Raw genomic sequence first — 16,394 nt, 5'->3', positions numbered from 1 at the left:
CAGTTGGTTTCCGCCTGACTACTATTTATATAACAAAAACAGAAAGCTACATTAGTAACAACGTCGACAAGAAAGGATATTTTGATCAGGCTAGTTCTCACTACACTTCTACTTGGGATAGCTATTCAAGCAAACGCCTCTGGTTTTGCTGTGATTACTCTTAACCCAGAAATGAAGGCATTGCGCTCAAATCAGGTAAAACTACTTTATCGAGGTCGCATGTCCCACGTAAACGGCGCGCCTGTTCGTCTCCTTGATCTTCCCCGTGATTCCGAGAGTCGTGAAGACTTCTACCGTAAGCTACTGAATAAGTCTCCAACTCAAATGTCTGCTATATGGGCACGGCTCTCCTTCTCTGGTAAAGCCATCGCACCTGTGGAAGTACCGGAAGAGTCTCTCGAAATCATTCTCCATTGGCTAGAGAACAACGCAAATGGCATTGCGTATGTTCCCGAAGAACTGCTTCCTGAGGACGCCTATGTCATTTATCAGCTCTCGGATTAAACGAACTCACTTGCTTTTGGCGATGGTTTCCATGTCATGGCTTCCCGCAGTAAGCAATGCACAAATTGCACTTTCAGATGATTTTCAACTAAGTGGGTTTGGGACCTTTTCTGCCGCCAAAAGTAATAATTCACTGCCGATACTTGCTGGGCGAAACATTAGCGATGATTGGTGCTTTGACTGTGATACCACCTTAGGTATTCAAGCTGATTGGCAGATCACACCTAAATTGCGCTCAACGGTTCAAGTCGTCAAAAGACCAGAAGACCATTTTTCTTCACCCGAATTGGAAAGAGCATTGGTGGAATACAATGCTGGGATGTTTCGCGCTAAAATAGGGCGCTTAAGAACCCCAATGTTTATTATGTCTGAGTACTACTATGTCTCTAGCGCCTACCCTTCTTTGCGCTTACCTCCTGAGGTATACGATAACAATCTTGGACTCACTTACTATGAAGGAATCGCCGCGGATTTCTTACACGAATTTGATAATGGCAATCAAATCGTTTTTTCTCCCTATATCGCCATTCCGAGAGAGGAACATTTCGAACAGTACGGCTCTTCCTTTTCATTGGATATTTCAAGGGCGCTGGGTTTGAGTTCAGAACTCTTCTATGACGACAATTTACTCCGTATTGCTTACGTCAACCTAGACGCCACAATGACGGGGCAGATAGCGTCACCTAGATTCTATAATCTTGATATTTATGCCTTGGGTATAAGTCATTACTTTGGTCAGCTGCATGTACAAGCAGAGACCATGCTTGCTGACGAGCTAAGCTCTGATTGGTACATAAGCTTTGACTACCAGCTAGGTAAGATCACACCCTATATTCAATACGGACAAGCTCGATTGACCAAGGACACTGAAAGCTACTTGTTCGGTTTTCGCTACGATTGGACACCCCAATTAAATACGTCAATCGAATGGCAACGCTTCTACGGTAGAGAAAACGTGATCAGTGGACACTTCACCGTACCGCAAGATCCGACTAAGCCTTTTAGTACCAAAGTCGATCTCTTCTCCATTGGTTTATCGTTTACCTTTTAAGTAGATAGAGTGATGTAGATCTAATTGAAAAGGTTTTTCTTATGCCGTATTACATAAATTATGTGCTTCTAGTATTTTTTAGTACAAATTAAGATTGCTTATTTAAAAATGTCAATAGGCACTACTACCTACAATTTATAGTGAAATCCGCCAAGGGTAAGTGCCATAACAGCTAAAATAACCTGAATTAATTTTACTAGCAGAATAAGATATTAGGCCTTACAATCCTGCCGCATAAAAATTACAAAATTAATACATTTCCTCTATTCACTCCCCCTACAGGTGAAATAGAGTCAGTCCCCAAAAAACGTGAAAGGTCCATACAAACAATGAGTCCAGAGAAACACCTCTTAGATTGGCAAACGAGCCAAACGATTGCGGAAACTATTTCTCCACTTCTAGGTCAACTTTACCGTCACAAAGGCGTCGAAGTTCTACTCTTTGGTAAAACACTGGTTAATGCAGCGACCATCGACATCATTAAAACTCACCGTTTAGCACGTCGCTATACAGGTACTGCTCTTACTCCAGAGCAAACTCTTCCTCTAATCAAAGCACTTGCTGAAATGGAACTTTCTCCATGTCGCATCGATATCGGTCAGCTTGCCCATGAGTTCTGGCAAGGTCGCGATGACTCTCATGGTGTAAAAGACTTCCTTCACACCTCTCTTCTAGGTGCAATGAATGGCGAAACCGTCTCTGAGCCGCGTGACGTTGTATTGTATGGTTTTGGTCGCATCGGCCGCCTATTAACTCGTCTACTTGTAGAAAAGTCGGGGCCTGGTTACCCACTTCGTCTACGCGCTGTTGTTGTACGTGGCGGCAAAAAAGGTGACTTAGAAAAACGCGCTAGCCTGCTGCGTCGCGACTCAGTTCATGGTCAATTCAACGGTAGTATCGTCGTTGATGAAGAGCGCAAGGCGATTATTGCTAACGGTAACTACATTCAGTTTATCTACGCGAACAAACCAGAAGAAGTTGACTACACTAGCTACGGCATCAACAATGCATTGGTTGTTGACAACACAGGTGTATGGCGTGATGCAGAAGGTCTTGGTCAACACCTAGAGTGTAAAGGCGCTGAAAAAGTACTGCTGACTGCACCAGGTAAAGGTGACATCAAGAACGTGGTATTCGGTGTTAACGACAACGTTATCAAAGCCGAAGACAGCATTATTTCTGCGGCGAGCTGTACGACAAATGCTATTACCCCAGTTCTTAAAGCGATTAACGATAAGTTCGGCGTGACTTCTGGCCACATTGAAACCGTTCACTCATTTACTAATGACCAAAACCTGATCGATAACTTCCACTCAGGTGAGCGTCGTGGTCGTAGTGCGTCTTTGAACATGGTTCTAACCGAGACTGGCGCGGCGAAAGCGGTAGCCAAAGCCCTACCAGAGCTAGCGGGCAAGTTAACAGGTAACGCTATCCGTGTACCAACGCCAAACGTATCAATGGCGATTGCTAATCTGAACCTTAAACAAGGCACAGATAAAGAAGAGCTAAATGACTACCTACGTGAAATGGCACTGACGTCTGAACTGTCTGCGCAAATTGATTACACAGAGTCGACTGAAATTGTATCAACTGACCTAGTGGGTTCTCGTTTTGCGGGTGTTGTTGATGGTGCTGCGACTATCGCTCAAGACAGCCGCTGCGTGCTATACATCTGGTATGACAACGAGTTTGGCTACAGCTGTCAGGTTGTTCACTGTATGGAACAAATGATGGGCGTTCGTTACAAAACGTACCCAACAAAATAAGCTCAGGGATTCATTAATCTGGGTAAGTGATTTAGCTTTCTCAGATTAATCATAAGAATATCGCCCCGGGGTTTCCGGGGCAAAACTCCACAACACAATACCTATAATAATCCCCCGTAGTTGCCACTTTCTTTTAGAAAGTGGCTTTTTTGTATTCACCTTAAATTGTGTACCTGTTCATGTTTGATTCATTTACCTGAGGTTAATATAGTCCTGTAATCGAGAGGTAAAAATTATGAATAGAGTCATTTCTGGTTTTCTGGCATTGTTTATTGGTGTATTCACCCTTCTATTTAGCTTGATCATGGTGATTCCATTGACCATTGCCGCGGTTATTACAGGCAAGAAGATTGAGAAATCACTTAAGATGAATCGCTCTGCTTCTTCGCAGCAAAATGATCGCTCGGTACTAGAGGGAGAATATGAAGACGTATCAAAATAAAAAGGAAAAACTAGAATATATGATGCGTAAAAAGACGGCTTTAGCATTTTACTTGGCAGCCGCTGCAACAGCTGTCATGGTTGGCTGTACAACCCAGACTCAAGACCCAGCGTTTGATAAAGCTCAGCGCCTACCTAGCTATTCTCAAAATAGTTTTGAACAGTATGTGACAGAGACGAAACAGTGGCTTGAACACAACCGTCTGTTCATGACAGAGGATAAATCCACCGAACTTAACATGGTGCTGCCAAAAGAGTACCGACCAGAAAACCCAAACGGTCAGGGCGTCTTGCTGGTACACGGTTTAGGTGACTCTCCCTACTCTTTCACTGACGTTGCCACTCATCTTGCTGAGCAAGGCTACTTGGTGAGAACTATATTACTTCCTGGACATGCGAGTAAAGTTGGCGATCTTCAACTCCCTACACTAGAAGACTGGCAAGGTGTCGTCAGCCATCACATTGCACTGCTGAAAAAAGACACTAGCTCAGTATGGCTGGGAGGTTATTCTACAGGTGCTAATCTAGTGACGGCCGAAGCGTTAAACGATGAGACTGTCAACGGTTTGCTACTTTTCTCACCTGCGCTGCAACCTTACTCTGATTCCGTCAAGTATGCCGAACTGGCGAGCTATTTCATTACATGGGCAGACCAAGATCCTGAGGACAACCCGCTCAGATACAACTCTCTGCCAATGAGCGCAGCCGCAGTTTATTACCAAACCTCCTCTGAGGTGCGCGAGCAACTGTCTACTAAAGAGTATCTGAAGCCAGTATTTATGATGATGAGTGAGGGCGATAAAGTCGTTAGTACTCAGTTTGCCATCGATACTTTCAGCCAAAAAATGTCGAATCCCCGAGGACACATCGTTTGGCAAGGTGAGGATGACCTAACAGAGCCTCGCTCGACTAGATTCAGCATGAACTTACCCGAGCAACGCATTTCAAACGGCTCTCACATGGGGCTCCTTTTCTCCCCTAACAACCCTAACTACGGCGTAAACGGCAGCAACTTAATCTGTAGCAATGGACAAGGCGAAGACAACGAAGCGCGTTGCTTATCTGGCGATACAATGTGGTACTCAGCGTGGGGATACACCGAGCCTAACAAAATCCATGCAAGACTGACTTACAATCCTTATTTTGAACAAAGCATGCAAATAATGGATAAAGTGATGGCTACTCCATCTTCATAACCTCTTTAAGCCCGATTTAATCGGGCTTTTTGCTCTCTGACCGTGCTCAAAATAAACAATAAGAACTAAACTCTAATAGTTGTTGCAGATAATTAACCAGTTTGTTATTTAATATTAAACCACATACAACAATAACAACTAAGGATTGATAGATGAGCAATGGTCAACGCGATATTACGTTACGTTTTCTAGCAGAACCGGGAGATGTGAACTTTGGGGGGAAAGTCCACGGCGGCGCTGTGATGAAGTGGATCGACTTGGCAGCCTACGCCAACGCGGCGGCGTGGAGTGGTAAATACTGTATTACCGCCTATGCGGGTGGGATTCGTTTTGTGGCACCGATTCATGTCGGTAACCTTGTCGAAGTAAGCGCTAAGGTCATCTATACCGGTAGGAGCTCAATGCATATCGCCATTGACGTTCAAGCAAGTGACCCAAAAGAGATGAACAATCGCTTAACGACTCACTGCATTGTTATTATGGTTGCGGTCGATGAGAACGGCACCCCGACCTTTGTTCCAGAGTGGATTCCAGAAACGCCAGAAGATATTGAATTGCGCGACTCAGCAATCCGTCTAATGAACATGCGTAAAGAGATTGGAGAAGAAATGGAAGCGCACGTTAAGTATCTAAAATAGTGAGCTTTCTGCCAAATTGGAGGCCAAGTGCCTCCATTTAAGAACTAGTCACCGTAACGCCACATTTCTGTCATTTTTCCTTCATCTTGATTTGATTAAATCCGCTGACTAAATCAAACATTGCGTATGAAGGAAGGTCTCTTGGAACTCAACGAAACCACTTTGAGTGAAACTACATTGTCAAACTTGAAAGCTGTTGAGTACCAGTGGGTTCGTACCATGTATGTTGAAGGCTATGGTGACGACGAAATCAATCACTATATTCGCACCTGCTTCGGTGGCGACGATACCTTCGCAGACCTATTTCGAAAAGTCGCCCTATCTCAAGAAAGCATCTATGTGCTTCTGCAATATCTTGGCTGTGCGCCCTCAAGTCGGGAACTTTAACCAGAACAGCGTGTTGTTCACCGCAAGTTAATGCAACAAACACCACTGTTGCAATTCAGAACTTATACCTAGTCGCACCAACTCATCCCGTTGATTTCAATCCAACCTAAGCACTTTATACTGACTCTGACTTAGCGTTATTCAGACATAAAAAAACCCGGGACAAAGCCGGGTTATGGTTACAAAAACTGTTAGTAGTGAAATAGTAAGGAATCTAGCTAACAGCCAGCTATGCGTAACGCCAGTTCTGCTCTCTACTTAACTGATCGGCGGCCAAACCAAAAGTGTTAAGCTGAGAAACAAAATGGGCGACCTTGCGGTCGCCCTTATCGTTCTTATTAACCTTTCACACCACCAGCGGTCAATCCTCCGACCAACCAGCGCTGTGCAAGCAAGAATACGATGGTTATTGGTAACGCAGACAATACTGCTGCTGCTGCAAAATCGCCCCATAGATAGTTCTGAGGGTATAGATACTGCTGCATACCAACCGCTAATGTATACGAGTTTACATCAGAAAGTAGTAAAGATGCTACTGGAACTTCACCCACCACACCGATGAACGACAGAATGAACACTACTGCAAGGATAGGTACTGACAATGGTAGTAGTACCAATCTGAATGCTTGCCAAGGCGTCGCGCCATCTAGTGCTGCTGCCTCTTCTAGCGAATTATCAATCGTTTCGAAGTAGCCTTTAATCGTCCATACGTGAAGTGCGATACCGCCTAAGTAAGAGAAAATCAGACCGCCATGCGTATTCAAACCAAGGAACGGAATGTACTGACCTAGCTTATCGAATAGGGCATAAAGTGCTACGAGCGCTAGAACCGCAGGGAACATTTGGAAAATCATCATCGCTTTAAGGATGGTGTCTTTACCTTTGAAGCGCATGCGAGCAAACGCGTATGCAGAAGTCGTAGACAGCGCAACGATAAGAATCGAGCTAATGCCTGCCACTTTCACTGAGTTCCATAACCAAGTTAATACAGGGAATGGCGGCGGCGTTACACTGCCATCTGCATTCGTCACCGAAAATCCAAGCGCCAGTTTCCAGTGCTCTAATGAAGGATTATCAGGAATAATGCTACCCGTTGCGAAGTTACCTTCACGGAACGAAATTGCAATTACCATCAACAGTGGGAAGATGATTGACGCTAGGAACACCCACATAGCAATATGCGTTGCCCATACACGGTATTTAAGTGATTTACCTTGTACCATTGCCATTGGAATCTCTCCTTAATCCTGAGACAGCTTAGTGAAACGTAGGTTGATTAGGGCAAGCGCACCAACCAATAGGAAGATAAGCGTTGCAATCGCACTTGCTAGACCAAAGTCTTGGCCACCAGCACCTTCAAACGCAATGCGGTAGGTGTAGCTTACAAGTAGGTCTGTGTAACCTGCTGGCTCAGAAGTACCAATCATGTTTGGACCACCTTGAGTCAGAAGCTGAATCAATACGAAGTTGTTAAAGTTGAATGCGAAACTTGCGATAAGCAGCGGAGTCAGCGGCTTAATCATCAACGGCATGGTGATCTTGCGGAAGTTGTCGATGAAGTTCGCACCATCGATGGCAGACGCTTCATACAAATCTTCTGGAATCGCTTTTAGTAGACCCATACACAGAATCATCATGTAAGGGAAACCTAGCCATACATTGACAATCAGCACCATGCTCTTAGCCATGATTGGGTCAGAGAACCAAGCTGGGCTAATGCCAAATAGTGCCTCTAGCATCATGTTGATCTCACCAAAGCTTTGGTTAAACAAACCTTTGAAGATCAGAATCGAAATAAACGCTGGAACAGCATAAGGAAGAATCAGGAGCACGCGGTAAATCGCACGACCTTTCAGCTCTTCCCACTGCACCACACTCGCAAGTACTAAGCCGATCACAACGGTTAGGCCAACAGTTAGTGCAGAGAATAGTACCGTCCAGATAAAGATGCTGATGAATGGTTCTTTAATGCCATCATCTTTCCACACACGCTCAAAGTTGTGGGTACCGATATCAACGATAAAGCCCGGTGAAACGGTAGAGCCTACAAACTGACCTTGTTCATCGACTGGTTGATAGAAGCCCACTTCCATATTTGGACGCAAGTATTCTTGAGTGCGATTATTAAAGATCGTCTCACCATCATCTTGAAGAGTGTATAGAGGCACAACCGCAGCGAACTTACGTAGGCCGCTCATGCGAATGTCTTCACCCGACGGTAGGTGCAGATCTAAGCCACCTAGCGCGTTTTTGTTTTTGATGATGGTTTTGATTTTTTCTTTCTCGCCCGCTACTGAGTCGACTGGAGCTAAATCCATATCTGACGCAGATAGAGTGGCAAGGTTGAAAGTATCGGTTGCTAGCAGTTGATCGCCTTTCTTAACAGCAAGGCGGTGGCCATTATCTGTTTTGTACAGAGTAAACGGGTAGCTATCGCCGCTTTGGAAAGTACGGTCCATTAAAACCGACTGAGCACGTTCAAAGGAAAGTTGGTTTTTCGCACTGTAGTTTGTGAAGGCAAGACCGACGGTATACGCAAGTGGGAACAGGATGAACAGAATCATGCCCGCAATACCAGGGTAGATGTAACGGTGTGCGTAGGTCTTTTTACTACCGAAAATAAATAACGCGAGTGCGGTTAAGATTAGGGTCAGAATGGCAAAGGCCATCTCACCGCGAGAATACATAAGAATTGTGGCATATCCATTAATGATACCCACAGAGCCCAGTAAGCCCCATTTAATGAATACACTTTTACTTGATGGCAAGCTCGTTGTTGTAGACGCCATCGCATCTGTACCTTGAACTGACTGCATAAAAGAACCTGCTAGCGATAATAAAACTTGAAAATGAAGGAGGGGTTACCCCCTCCTTAAAAGGGTAGAACTTAATTATTTAGTCATTTGTTTTTCTGCATCTGCAAGTGCTGCATCTACAGTTTGACGACCATCAACGATGTTGATGATTGCGTTTTTCGCGCTGCCCCAGAATGCGTTCATTTGAGGGATGTTTGGCATGATTTCGCCGTTCATCGCGTTATCCATTGTCGCTGCAATGCGCTTGTCTGCATCTAGCTCACGTTGGAAAGAGTTAAGCGCTACCGCACCCAGAGGCTTATCATTGTTAACTTTACGTAGACCCTCGTTAGTCAGTAGGTAGTTTTCGATGAACTCAACCGCTAGATCTTTGTTTGGAGAAGCAGTGCTGATACCCGCCGTTAATACACCAACGAATGGCTTAGAAGATTGACCGTTAAACTTAGGTAGCGTCGTTACGCCGTAGTTGATACCAGATTTCTCGATGTTACCCCAAGCCCAAGGACCGTTGATTGTCATCGCAGTCTTACCTTGGTTGAATGCAGACTCAGAAACTGAGTAGTCCATGTCTGAAGAGATAACGCCTTTGTCAACAAGACCTTTCACAAAGTTCATTGCATCTTTAACGCCGTCATTTGCGATACCTGCATCTTTCACGTCGTAGCCTGCTGCACCGTATTTGAACGCATAACCACCGTCAGCTGCCATTAGCGGCCAAGTGAAGTACGGTTCTTTTAGGTTCCACATGATTGCAGATTTACCGTCTTTCTTAAGCTGCGCGTCTAGCTCAGCAACTTCTTCCCAGCTCTTAGGTGGGTTAGGTACTAGATCTTTGTTGTAGATTAGAGATAGAGATTCTACAGCTACTGGGTAACCGATGATTTTGCCATCGTATTTAACTGCGTCCCATGCGAAATCTACAATGCCTTCTTTGATTTCTGCAGATGGTTTGATCTCAGCTAGAAGACCTGCTTCAGCATAACCACCAAAACGGTCGTGAGCCCAGAACACAATATCAGGACCGTCACCAGTCGCTGCTGTTTGAGGGAATTTGTCTTGAAGCGCATCAGGGTGAGCAACTGTCACTTTAATACCTGTGTCTTCTTCAAATTGTTTACCTACTTCAGCAAGTCCGTTGTAGCCTTTATCGCCGTTGATCCAGATAGTTAATTGACCTTCTTCGATAGCAGCATTTGCACCAAAAGAGCCAAGAGCAACAAGTGTTCCTAGTGCTACTGTGCTTAGGGCATTTTTCATGTTCATATCCTTTTTATATTTGTGTTGTAGGGCTCCACCAGAGGTTTCGCCGTATTTCAGCACTTATTTTCAGCCAAACTGACAAAAGGCTCATCCTCCTACTCCCTACGCCCTCGCTATTATGGACTATTTTCGTGATCATCATCGTTACAGGTTGGTGACCAAAGTCTCAAAACAATCTCTTTGTGTGATCGATTTCAATGTAATCAAACAGAAATATTTGAACTCCGTCTCGCTACGCCTTCTGCGCTCTTTGGTACCTCCTCCCCTCCTACTACCCCTACAAAAAATCGGATTAGGAGGATGTAGTAGAGGGGTGAAAACAGCAAACTACAGCCATCCAAGAGTGGATGGTAAGAACCCTTTCCAGTAACACGTGTTTCATGGTGACTGGTTACAATGCCGCTAGGGTTTGCAAATGAGTGCACAAGTCACGTAGGTATTCAGGAAACTGACTCGTTCGGGGGAGAAGCTTGTGTCACACGGGGGAAAGCAAACCTGAATTTGGCTTGGTGGGTGATGTGAGGAACTCCTTCACCCATATTTTCTTACATTCTGTTATATAGAATCCATTCCTTACCAAATTCCTACTATTATTGCCTGCTCCATAATTCATATAATGATAGGCAGTAAAATATAAAAAATTGATCGAGGGCGAGCTAGATGGCGAGTGTCACGTTAAAAAATGTATGTAAAGCTTACGGTGACGTACTAATTTCCAAGAATGTTGATTTAGATATCAAAGAAGGTGAGTTTGTTGTCTTCGTTGGTCCATCAGGTTGTGGTAAATCAACACTACTACGCTGTATTGCAGGCCTAGAAGACATCACATCCGGTGATCTCTACATTGGTGATGAGCGCATGAATGATGTCGAGCCATCCAAACGTGGTGTTGGTATGGTATTCCAGTCTTATGCTCTCTACCCTCACTTAAACCTATACGACAACATGTCTTTTGGTCTTAAGCTAGCTAAAGCTGACAAAGGTGAAATCAGTAAGCGTGTTGAACATGCCGCTGAAATTCTACAGCTTAGCCATCTTCTTGAGCGCCAACCTAAAGCGCTATCAGGTGGTCAGCGTCAACGTGTTGCTATTGGTCGTACGCTAGTTTCACAACCAAATGTGTTCCTACTTGATGAGCCGCTGTCTAACCTTGATGCCGCACTTCGTGTACAAATGCGCTCTGAAATCACTAAGCTTCAGCGCAAGCTTGGCTGTACCATGATTTATGTAACACACGACCAAGTAGAAGCCATGACCATGGCAGATAAAATCGTAGTGCTAGATGCAGGTTTCGTATCTCAGGTTGGTCGCCCACTAGAGCTTTACCACTACCCAGAGAACCGTTTTGTTGCCGGTTTCATTGGCTCACCAAAAATGAACTTTATGAGCGTATTCATTGAAGCGGCTGAGAAAGATCGTGTTATGGTTCAGCTAGCGAATGGCACTGCGTTCTGGATTCCAGTTGATGGCACGACAGTGACTCGCGGTGAACGTATGTCGCTAGGTATTCGCCCTGAGCACTTGCTACCAGCAAACGAAGGGGATGCGACCATTGAAGGTGAAGTTAACATCGTTGAAAAACTAGGTAATGAAACTCAAGCCTACTTACACATCGATGCAGCCGATGCCGATATGATTTACCGCCAACCTGACACGCTAGATGTCGAACCAGGTGATAAACTGTCTGTTGGTATCCCAGCGCACCGTTGTCACCTATTCCACAGCGATGGCAAAGCGTGCCGCCGACTGTACAAAGAAGCGGGTGTTGATTTCGAATAACCGCTAACTCTGAGACAAAAAGCTCCTTTGATAGGAGCTTTTTTGTTTGTGCGTTAATCAAATCTCAATTGCCAGCCCAATTAAGATGAGTTCGAAGAGTCGTTATCCTTAGGTTTTTGATAAGGTTCTCCCATTCGTTTAAACAGTCCTTCCATCAGTTCCATAGGCAGTGGAAAGGCAATGGTCGAACTCTTTTCTCCGGCAATCTCCGTCAGCGTTTGCAAGTAGCGCAATAGCATCGCATTGGGTTGAGTTGCCATTTTACTTGCTGCTTCAACAAGCTTTTCAGATGCCTCCATTTCACCAGAAGCATGTATCACTTTCGCCCTTCGAGAGCGCTCTGCTTCCGCTTGTTTGGCAATCGCGCGAATCATACTTTCATTAAGATCCACGTGCTTGATTTCGACATCCGACACCTTAATTCCCCAACCATCCGAACGAGCATCAAGAATCGTCTGAATATCTGTATTGAGCATCTCTCGATTGGCAAGCATCTCATCGAGTTCATGCTGCCCTAATACAGAACGTAAGGTCGTTTGCGCGAGTTGAGACGTTGCCGCTAAATAATCCTCTACGTTGATGATTGCTTTTTGGGCATCGACCACTCGAAAATAAATAACCGCATTGACTCTAACCGATACGTTGTCACGACTAATGACATCTTGACTCGGTACGTCCATCACCACTGTTCGCATATCGACTTTGACGATCTGTTGAATCATGGGAATAACAATGATCAATCCCGGCCCCTTGACCATTTGAAAACGCCCAAGGAAAAAGATGACGCCCCGCTCATATTCCCGCAACACGTGGAACATGCTGAATGCAATCAAAAGTACCAACGCAACAATCAACACTGGGGTCAGCATGCCACTAGTGATTATTTGTTCCATCATAGCCACTTCCTTGCTGTTTACTAATTTTCAAACTCAGACCATCAATGGCCTCGACAATGACAATATCTCCACGAGAGAAACTGTCATCACCATGCGCAGCCCAGCGCTCACCTGCTATATGCACATAACCTTCCGCTGTAAAGCTGTTTTCGACAACCGCTTGCTGACCGATCAGGTATTCGACACCACTCACCACCTGACTTTGTCTAAGCTGCAACACTCTGCGTAAAACAAACACAACAAACGCTGCTGATAGCACCGCTATTGAATAGATAAGATTTAACGAGACTTGTAGCTCTGGTAGATCACTATCGATAAGAAATATCGATCCCAAGACGAATGCGATAACACCGCCAAATCCTAAAATGCCAAAACTTGGCACAAGCGACTCAGCCACCAGCAGTCCTATACCCAGTAGAATTAAACCAATTCCGACGTAGTTCACTGGCAACATCTGGAAAGCATAAGTCGCAATCAGAAGACAAATCGCACCGACGACACCCGCGACGCCAAACCCAGGGCTATAGAACTCTAGCAACAAGCCATAGATACCGATCATCATTAAGATATACGCGATATTCGGATCGGTAATAGTTGAGAGAAACTGATGGCGCCAATCCGGTGTCTCATACTCGACCTTTGCTTCTGCAGTTGCTAACGGTGTGCTTGTATCATTTAGGCTAACAGTTAGCCCATCCGATTGGATAAGGAGCTGTTCAGGGGTATCTGCAATAAGATTAATCACATTTTGTTCTAACGCTTCACTCGATGAAAGTGTGGCGGCTTCTCTAACCGCTTTTTCCGCCCATTCTGCATTCCTACCTCGTAGCTGCGCCAGCGATCGTATATAAGCAATAGAATCATTAAGCATTTTCTTTTCCATTGCTGACGGCTCGTTTGGCGCCTCATCGGATTTTTCTGGGCTTGCCCCACCAATACTTACCGGAGTCGCCGCTCCCAATGTCGTCGCAGGTGCCATTGCTGCAATATGGCAAGCATACAGAATAAATGTACCGGCACTGGCAGCGCGCGCACCTTGAGGGTAGACCAAACACAAAATAGGAACTTTTGAGGCGAGGATCGATTGGTTGATCTCTCTAAGGCTGCTGACTAGGCCACCGGGAGTATCGATTGTCAGCACCAGAGCGTAGATATTCGGGGTTTGGTTTGCTAACGTAATTTCTTCAATCACGTAGTCCCCCACAGCAGGGCCGATTGCTCCGCTGATATTGATAACAGGAACCACCTTGGTCGTACTAGACGCCGGCTCACTTGAGCTAAAAACAGATGGTCCTGACAAGAGTACAAAGCAAAACAAAAGTGCTTTGACAATCCGTAAGGGCATCTGACTTTCCCATTTTCCAGTCTATTATCAGTTTAGACTATTTAATTCATCACAATAGTGCCGCATTGTTCTCAACCAAAATAAAAATGGAGAGCCGAAGCTCTCCAATCAAACATTGTATCAATACTACTTCTTAATTGGCGTGTAGCCGTACTCTTCAATCAAAGATTTTGCTTGGTTGCTGTTTAAGTAGTCAATAAATGACTTGGAGTCTTCATCTACTTTGTCAGGATTGTATAGAACAAGGAAAGGACGAGATAATTCATACTGACCCGTGGCGATTGTTTTGTTGCTCGCTTCTACCCCTTCAAACTGGATCGCTTTGATTGAGCTATCCACTGAGCCTGTAGAAACAAAACCAATCGCTTGTTTATTGTGGTTAACAATCGTCTTCACCATGCTGTTGCTGTTTACCACTAGGTTATCTGGGTTGATATCTGACACGAGACGGCTATTGATGATTTTCGTCAATCCCATCAAGCTTTCAAAGCTATAGCGCGATCCAGAAGAAGCTTCACGCGTGACAACCGCGATTTTTTGATCGTTTCCACCTAGCTGTTTCCAGTTAGTTATTTTGCCTTTATAGATATCAAACAATTGCTCGCGAGTAACGTTCTGAATCGGGTTAGATTTATTCACCACCACTGCTAATCCATCAAAAGCAATTGGCTTAACAGTGAGAGATTCATCTTGTTCGCTTTCTGTTAGGTAACGAGAACTCATGCCTACATCAGCCACACCTTTCTTAACCAGCGTAATACCGGCTGACGAACCAATGCCTTGAACCGCAACGTAGCTGTCTGGATGAGTGCTGTTGTAATCTTCTGCGAGCACATCCATGACACGAGCAACCGAAGTCGAGCCTGAAACATTCACCTCTTTAGCCAACGTTGGCACTGAAAACAGTGATGTAGATAAAAGTGCAGCCAACGCAACACGAACCATAATAAACTCCCCACTAATAGATGCGATTGGTTATAACTAAACAGCGCTATGTTATTGCGGTTAGATGACATTTTTGTGAAAGCCTATGCAGACAATGAAATATCTAGTACATACTATGCTTAGGTTAGAGAAGTGTAACCTTTTGCACAGATACTCATATTGTTGAAGTGAGAGCGTCATGGGGCTAGTGAGTTTACTACAACGTCAAGTCGAGAGCAGAGCGCAGCTTATCTGTAAGCAACGCAATCAAAGTACGCCCGCTGAATTGGGCAAAGCAAGCTTTGAAACCATGAACAATGGCGTCATTTTTATCAAGCAGCACTTTTTACTGGATTCGAGCCACTGCAATTACATGAATCCAATCGCGAAAGTGGCGTGGAACGGCGAACTCAATCAATGGCAGCTGTTTATGCCACAAGAAACGGATAGTGATCAGTGGGTGCCCTACCCATATTTAGCTCAAAGTAGCGACCTAACCGCTATCATGCGCGAAATCGATAAAGACCCGAAAGAGATGTTTTGGCAGGATTAGGAGAGCAAGTGCTCTCCTATCACTATTGCTCTAAAACTTGTAAGTCGAACCAATGTAGAAAGAGCCCATACCCAAGGTATGTTCTGTGGTTTTCTTGGTTAACGAATCTTCAACGTCGGCAGCAAACGCGTCAACTTCATAGCCTGCTCTAACCGCCCAACCATCAAACATGGCAGGTGCATACTCAAGGCCAAGTCCTGCACGTACAGCAAACGTACTTGAAGATTTGTTGTTCAAATAGGCTGTCGCACCCGCATTTCGCACATCCCAGCTAACAATACCTGCACCTATTACCCCGTAAGGTCTTAGGCCGTTGTCAAAGGTATAACCTAGGTTAGCCGCCACGATTAGAGACTCACTGTCCATCGTCAGTGCTTTAGTGTTAGACAATTTAGTGTTTGCCGTGCCGTACTTTGTGTACTGAGCTTCAATCGCAGCGATCTTGTTGAACTGATAGCCACCGATCAGTTTGAATGATGCTCCATCTGTTTCAGTTGAAGTCGTGCCCTCAGTAACACTTTTGCCAAATCCATCATCGTCGTAGCTCGTATCACCGATACCCGCACCAATATAGAAACCATCAACTTTCTGAGCTGCAAAAGTCGGTAGCGCTACAAGCGCTGCAAGTAAAACAACCTTTTTCATAATTCTTACCTAATATTCCCTAATGAATTAAATCGGTTACAAACTATAGGAATATCCAATAAGCGTCTTTATGCGAAATGTATAGAATTGTCTGAGCTTTGTAATCACAGCGCAAATACTAATCAAGAAAGTATTTCCAAAACAGATAGCGCGCCTCTAGTTGAAGCAACAAAAAAGGCGCTGTAATAGCGCC

At 44.7% G+C, this 16,394-nt stretch carries 16 protein-coding genes; 9 read left to right on the top strand and 7 right to left on the bottom strand.

Annotated elements, in window-relative coordinates:
• The first annotated feature begins 81 nt into the window (after positions 1-81).
• The 7 genes from AC5O63_RS06570 (at position 82) to AC5O63_RS06540 (ending at position 5,983) form a co-directional block, all read left to right on the top strand.
• A complete protein-coding gene (locus AC5O63_RS06570) occupies positions 82-504 on the top strand; it encodes a hypothetical protein (RefSeq protein ID WP_239851208.1) in 423 nt (140 codons plus the stop codon).
• Positions 479-1,555 carry a sulfate ABC transporter permease gene (locus tag AC5O63_RS06565; protein WP_494504356.1) on the top strand — a complete coding sequence of 359 codons (1,077 nt, stop codon included), beginning with the start codon at positions 479-481 and terminating at the stop codon, positions 1,553-1,555. The genes AC5O63_RS06570 and AC5O63_RS06565 overlap by 26 nt, the downstream gene beginning before the upstream one ends.
• Positions 1,556-1,884: 329 nt before the next feature.
• On the top strand, positions 1,885-3,321 hold the full coding sequence (locus AC5O63_RS06560) for a glyceraldehyde-3-phosphate dehydrogenase (protein ID WP_494504355.1): 1,437 nt from the start codon (positions 1,885-1,887) through the stop codon (positions 3,319-3,321).
• A 235-nt stretch (positions 3,322-3,556) separates the two neighbouring features.
• Complete coding sequence (locus AC5O63_RS06555) at positions 3,557-3,763, top strand: hypothetical protein (RefSeq protein ID WP_004745088.1); 207 nt, start codon at positions 3,557-3,559, stop codon at positions 3,761-3,763.
• A gap of 22 nt (positions 3,764-3,785) precedes the next feature.
• The gene (locus AC5O63_RS06550) at positions 3,786-4,958 is read left to right on the top strand and encodes an alpha/beta hydrolase (RefSeq protein WP_494504582.1); all 1,173 of its coding nucleotides are present in this window, start codon (positions 3,786-3,788) and stop codon (positions 4,956-4,958) included.
• Between the two features lie 152 nt (positions 4,959-5,110).
• The gene (locus AC5O63_RS06545) at positions 5,111-5,596 is read left to right on the top strand and encodes an acyl-CoA thioesterase (protein ID WP_494504354.1); all 486 of its coding nucleotides are present in this window, start codon (positions 5,111-5,113) and stop codon (positions 5,594-5,596) included.
• 141 nt (positions 5,597-5,737) lie between these two features.
• Complete coding sequence (locus AC5O63_RS06540) at positions 5,738-5,983, top strand: hypothetical protein (RefSeq protein ID WP_494504353.1); 246 nt, start codon at positions 5,738-5,740, stop codon at positions 5,981-5,983.
• Between the two features lie 338 nt (positions 5,984-6,321).
• On the opposite strand, the gene malG is transcribed toward AC5O63_RS06540, so the two are convergent.
• The 3 genes from malG to malE form a co-directional block, all read right to left on the bottom strand.
• Positions 6,322-7,212: a maltose ABC transporter permease MalG gene (gene malG / locus AC5O63_RS06535; protein ID WP_004744595.1), complete on the bottom strand. Its 891-nt coding sequence runs from the start codon at positions 7,210-7,212 to the stop codon at positions 6,322-6,324.
• A gap of 12 nt (positions 7,213-7,224) precedes the next feature.
• Complete coding sequence (gene malF / locus AC5O63_RS06530) at positions 7,225-8,799, bottom strand: maltose ABC transporter permease MalF (protein WP_239824804.1); 1,575 nt, start codon at positions 8,797-8,799, stop codon at positions 7,225-7,227.
• Between the two features lie 75 nt (positions 8,800-8,874).
• A complete protein-coding gene (gene malE / locus AC5O63_RS06525) occupies positions 8,875-10,056 on the bottom strand; it encodes a maltose/maltodextrin ABC transporter substrate-binding protein MalE (protein ID WP_494504352.1) in 1,182 nt (393 codons plus the stop codon).
• 663 nt (positions 10,057-10,719) lie between these two features.
• Between malE and malK the strand changes: the two genes are divergently transcribed.
• A complete protein-coding gene (malK, locus tag AC5O63_RS06520) occupies positions 10,720-11,838 on the top strand; it encodes a maltose/maltodextrin ABC transporter ATP-binding protein MalK (RefSeq protein ID WP_171319982.1) in 1,119 nt (372 codons plus the stop codon).
• Positions 11,839-11,918: 80 nt separating this feature from the next.
• Here malK and AC5O63_RS06515 read toward each other — a convergent pair whose 3' ends face one another.
• From AC5O63_RS06515 to AC5O63_RS06505, 3 genes are all read right to left on the bottom strand, one after another.
• Positions 11,919-12,734: a slipin family protein gene (locus AC5O63_RS06515; RefSeq protein WP_494504351.1), complete on the bottom strand. Its 816-nt coding sequence runs from the start codon at positions 12,732-12,734 to the stop codon at positions 11,919-11,921.
• A complete protein-coding gene (locus AC5O63_RS06510; RefSeq protein ID WP_494504350.1) occupies positions 12,712-14,079 on the bottom strand; it encodes an NfeD family protein in 1,368 nt (455 codons plus the stop codon). The genes AC5O63_RS06515 and AC5O63_RS06510 overlap by 23 nt, the downstream gene beginning before the upstream one ends.
• A gap of 126 nt (positions 14,080-14,205) precedes the next feature.
• Positions 14,206-15,024: a phosphate ABC transporter substrate-binding protein gene (locus AC5O63_RS06505; protein ID WP_494504349.1), complete on the bottom strand. Its 819-nt coding sequence runs from the start codon at positions 15,022-15,024 to the stop codon at positions 14,206-14,208.
• 178 nt (positions 15,025-15,202) lie between these two features.
• Here AC5O63_RS06505 and AC5O63_RS06500 point away from each other — a divergent pair, with 178 nt between their 5' ends.
• Entirely contained in the window at positions 15,203-15,556 is a 354-nt protein-coding gene (locus tag AC5O63_RS06500; protein ID WP_494504348.1) for a DUF3024 domain-containing protein, read from the top strand.
• 30 nt (positions 15,557-15,586) lie between these two features.
• Here AC5O63_RS06500 and AC5O63_RS06495 read toward each other — a convergent pair whose 3' ends face one another.
• Positions 15,587-16,201, bottom strand: coding sequence for a porin family protein (locus tag AC5O63_RS06495; RefSeq protein WP_367938542.1), 615 nt, complete (start codon positions 16,199-16,201; stop codon positions 15,587-15,589).
• Positions 16,202-16,394 lie beyond the last annotated feature (193 nt).

The sequence above is a fragment of the Vibrio sp. SCP2 genome (assembly GCF_059295395.1).
Note: the sequence above shows the minus strand (reverse complement) of the source record. Positions and strands in the feature narration are given on the sequence as shown.

Bases quoted from the DNA above. Each gene is read 5' to 3' on its own strand.
- malK (WP_171319982.1), top strand. From the start codon at position 10,720: ATGGCGAGTGTCACGTTAAAAAATGTATGTAAAGCTTACGGTGACGTA.
- AC5O63_RS06515 (WP_494504351.1), bottom strand. From the start codon at position 12,734: ATGATGGAACAAATAATCACTAGTGGCATGCTGACCCCAGTGTTGATT.
- AC5O63_RS06550 (WP_494504582.1), top strand. From the start codon at position 3,786: ATGCGTAAAAAGACGGCTTTAGCATTTTACTTGGCAGCCGCTGCAACA.
- malF (WP_239824804.1), bottom strand. From the start codon at position 8,799: ATGCAGTCAGTTCAAGGTACAGATGCGATGGCGTCTACAACAACGAGC.
- AC5O63_RS06495 (WP_367938542.1), bottom strand. From the start codon at position 16,201: ATGAAAAAGGTTGTTTTACTTGCAGCGCTTGTAGCGCTACCGACTTTT.
- malG (WP_004744595.1), bottom strand. From the start codon at position 7,212: ATGGCAATGGTACAAGGTAAATCACTTAAATACCGTGTATGGGCAACG.
- malE (WP_494504352.1), bottom strand. From the start codon at position 10,056: ATGAAAAATGCCCTAAGCACAGTAGCACTAGGAACACTTGTTGCTCTT.
- AC5O63_RS06510 (WP_494504350.1), bottom strand. From the start codon at position 14,079: ATGCCCTTACGGATTGTCAAAGCACTTTTGTTTTGCTTTGTACTCTTG.
- AC5O63_RS06500 (WP_494504348.1), top strand. From the start codon at position 15,203: ATGGGGCTAGTGAGTTTACTACAACGTCAAGTCGAGAGCAGAGCGCAG.
- AC5O63_RS06555 (WP_004745088.1), top strand. From the start codon at position 3,557: ATGAATAGAGTCATTTCTGGTTTTCTGGCATTGTTTATTGGTGTATTC.
- AC5O63_RS06565 (WP_494504356.1), top strand. From the start codon at position 479: ATGTCATTTATCAGCTCTCGGATTAAACGAACTCACTTGCTTTTGGCG.
- AC5O63_RS06505 (WP_494504349.1), bottom strand. From the start codon at position 15,024: ATGGTTCGTGTTGCGTTGGCTGCACTTTTATCTACATCACTGTTTTCA.
- AC5O63_RS06560 (WP_494504355.1), top strand. From the start codon at position 1,885: ATGAGTCCAGAGAAACACCTCTTAGATTGGCAAACGAGCCAAACGATT.
- AC5O63_RS06545 (WP_494504354.1), top strand. From the start codon at position 5,111: ATGAGCAATGGTCAACGCGATATTACGTTACGTTTTCTAGCAGAACCG.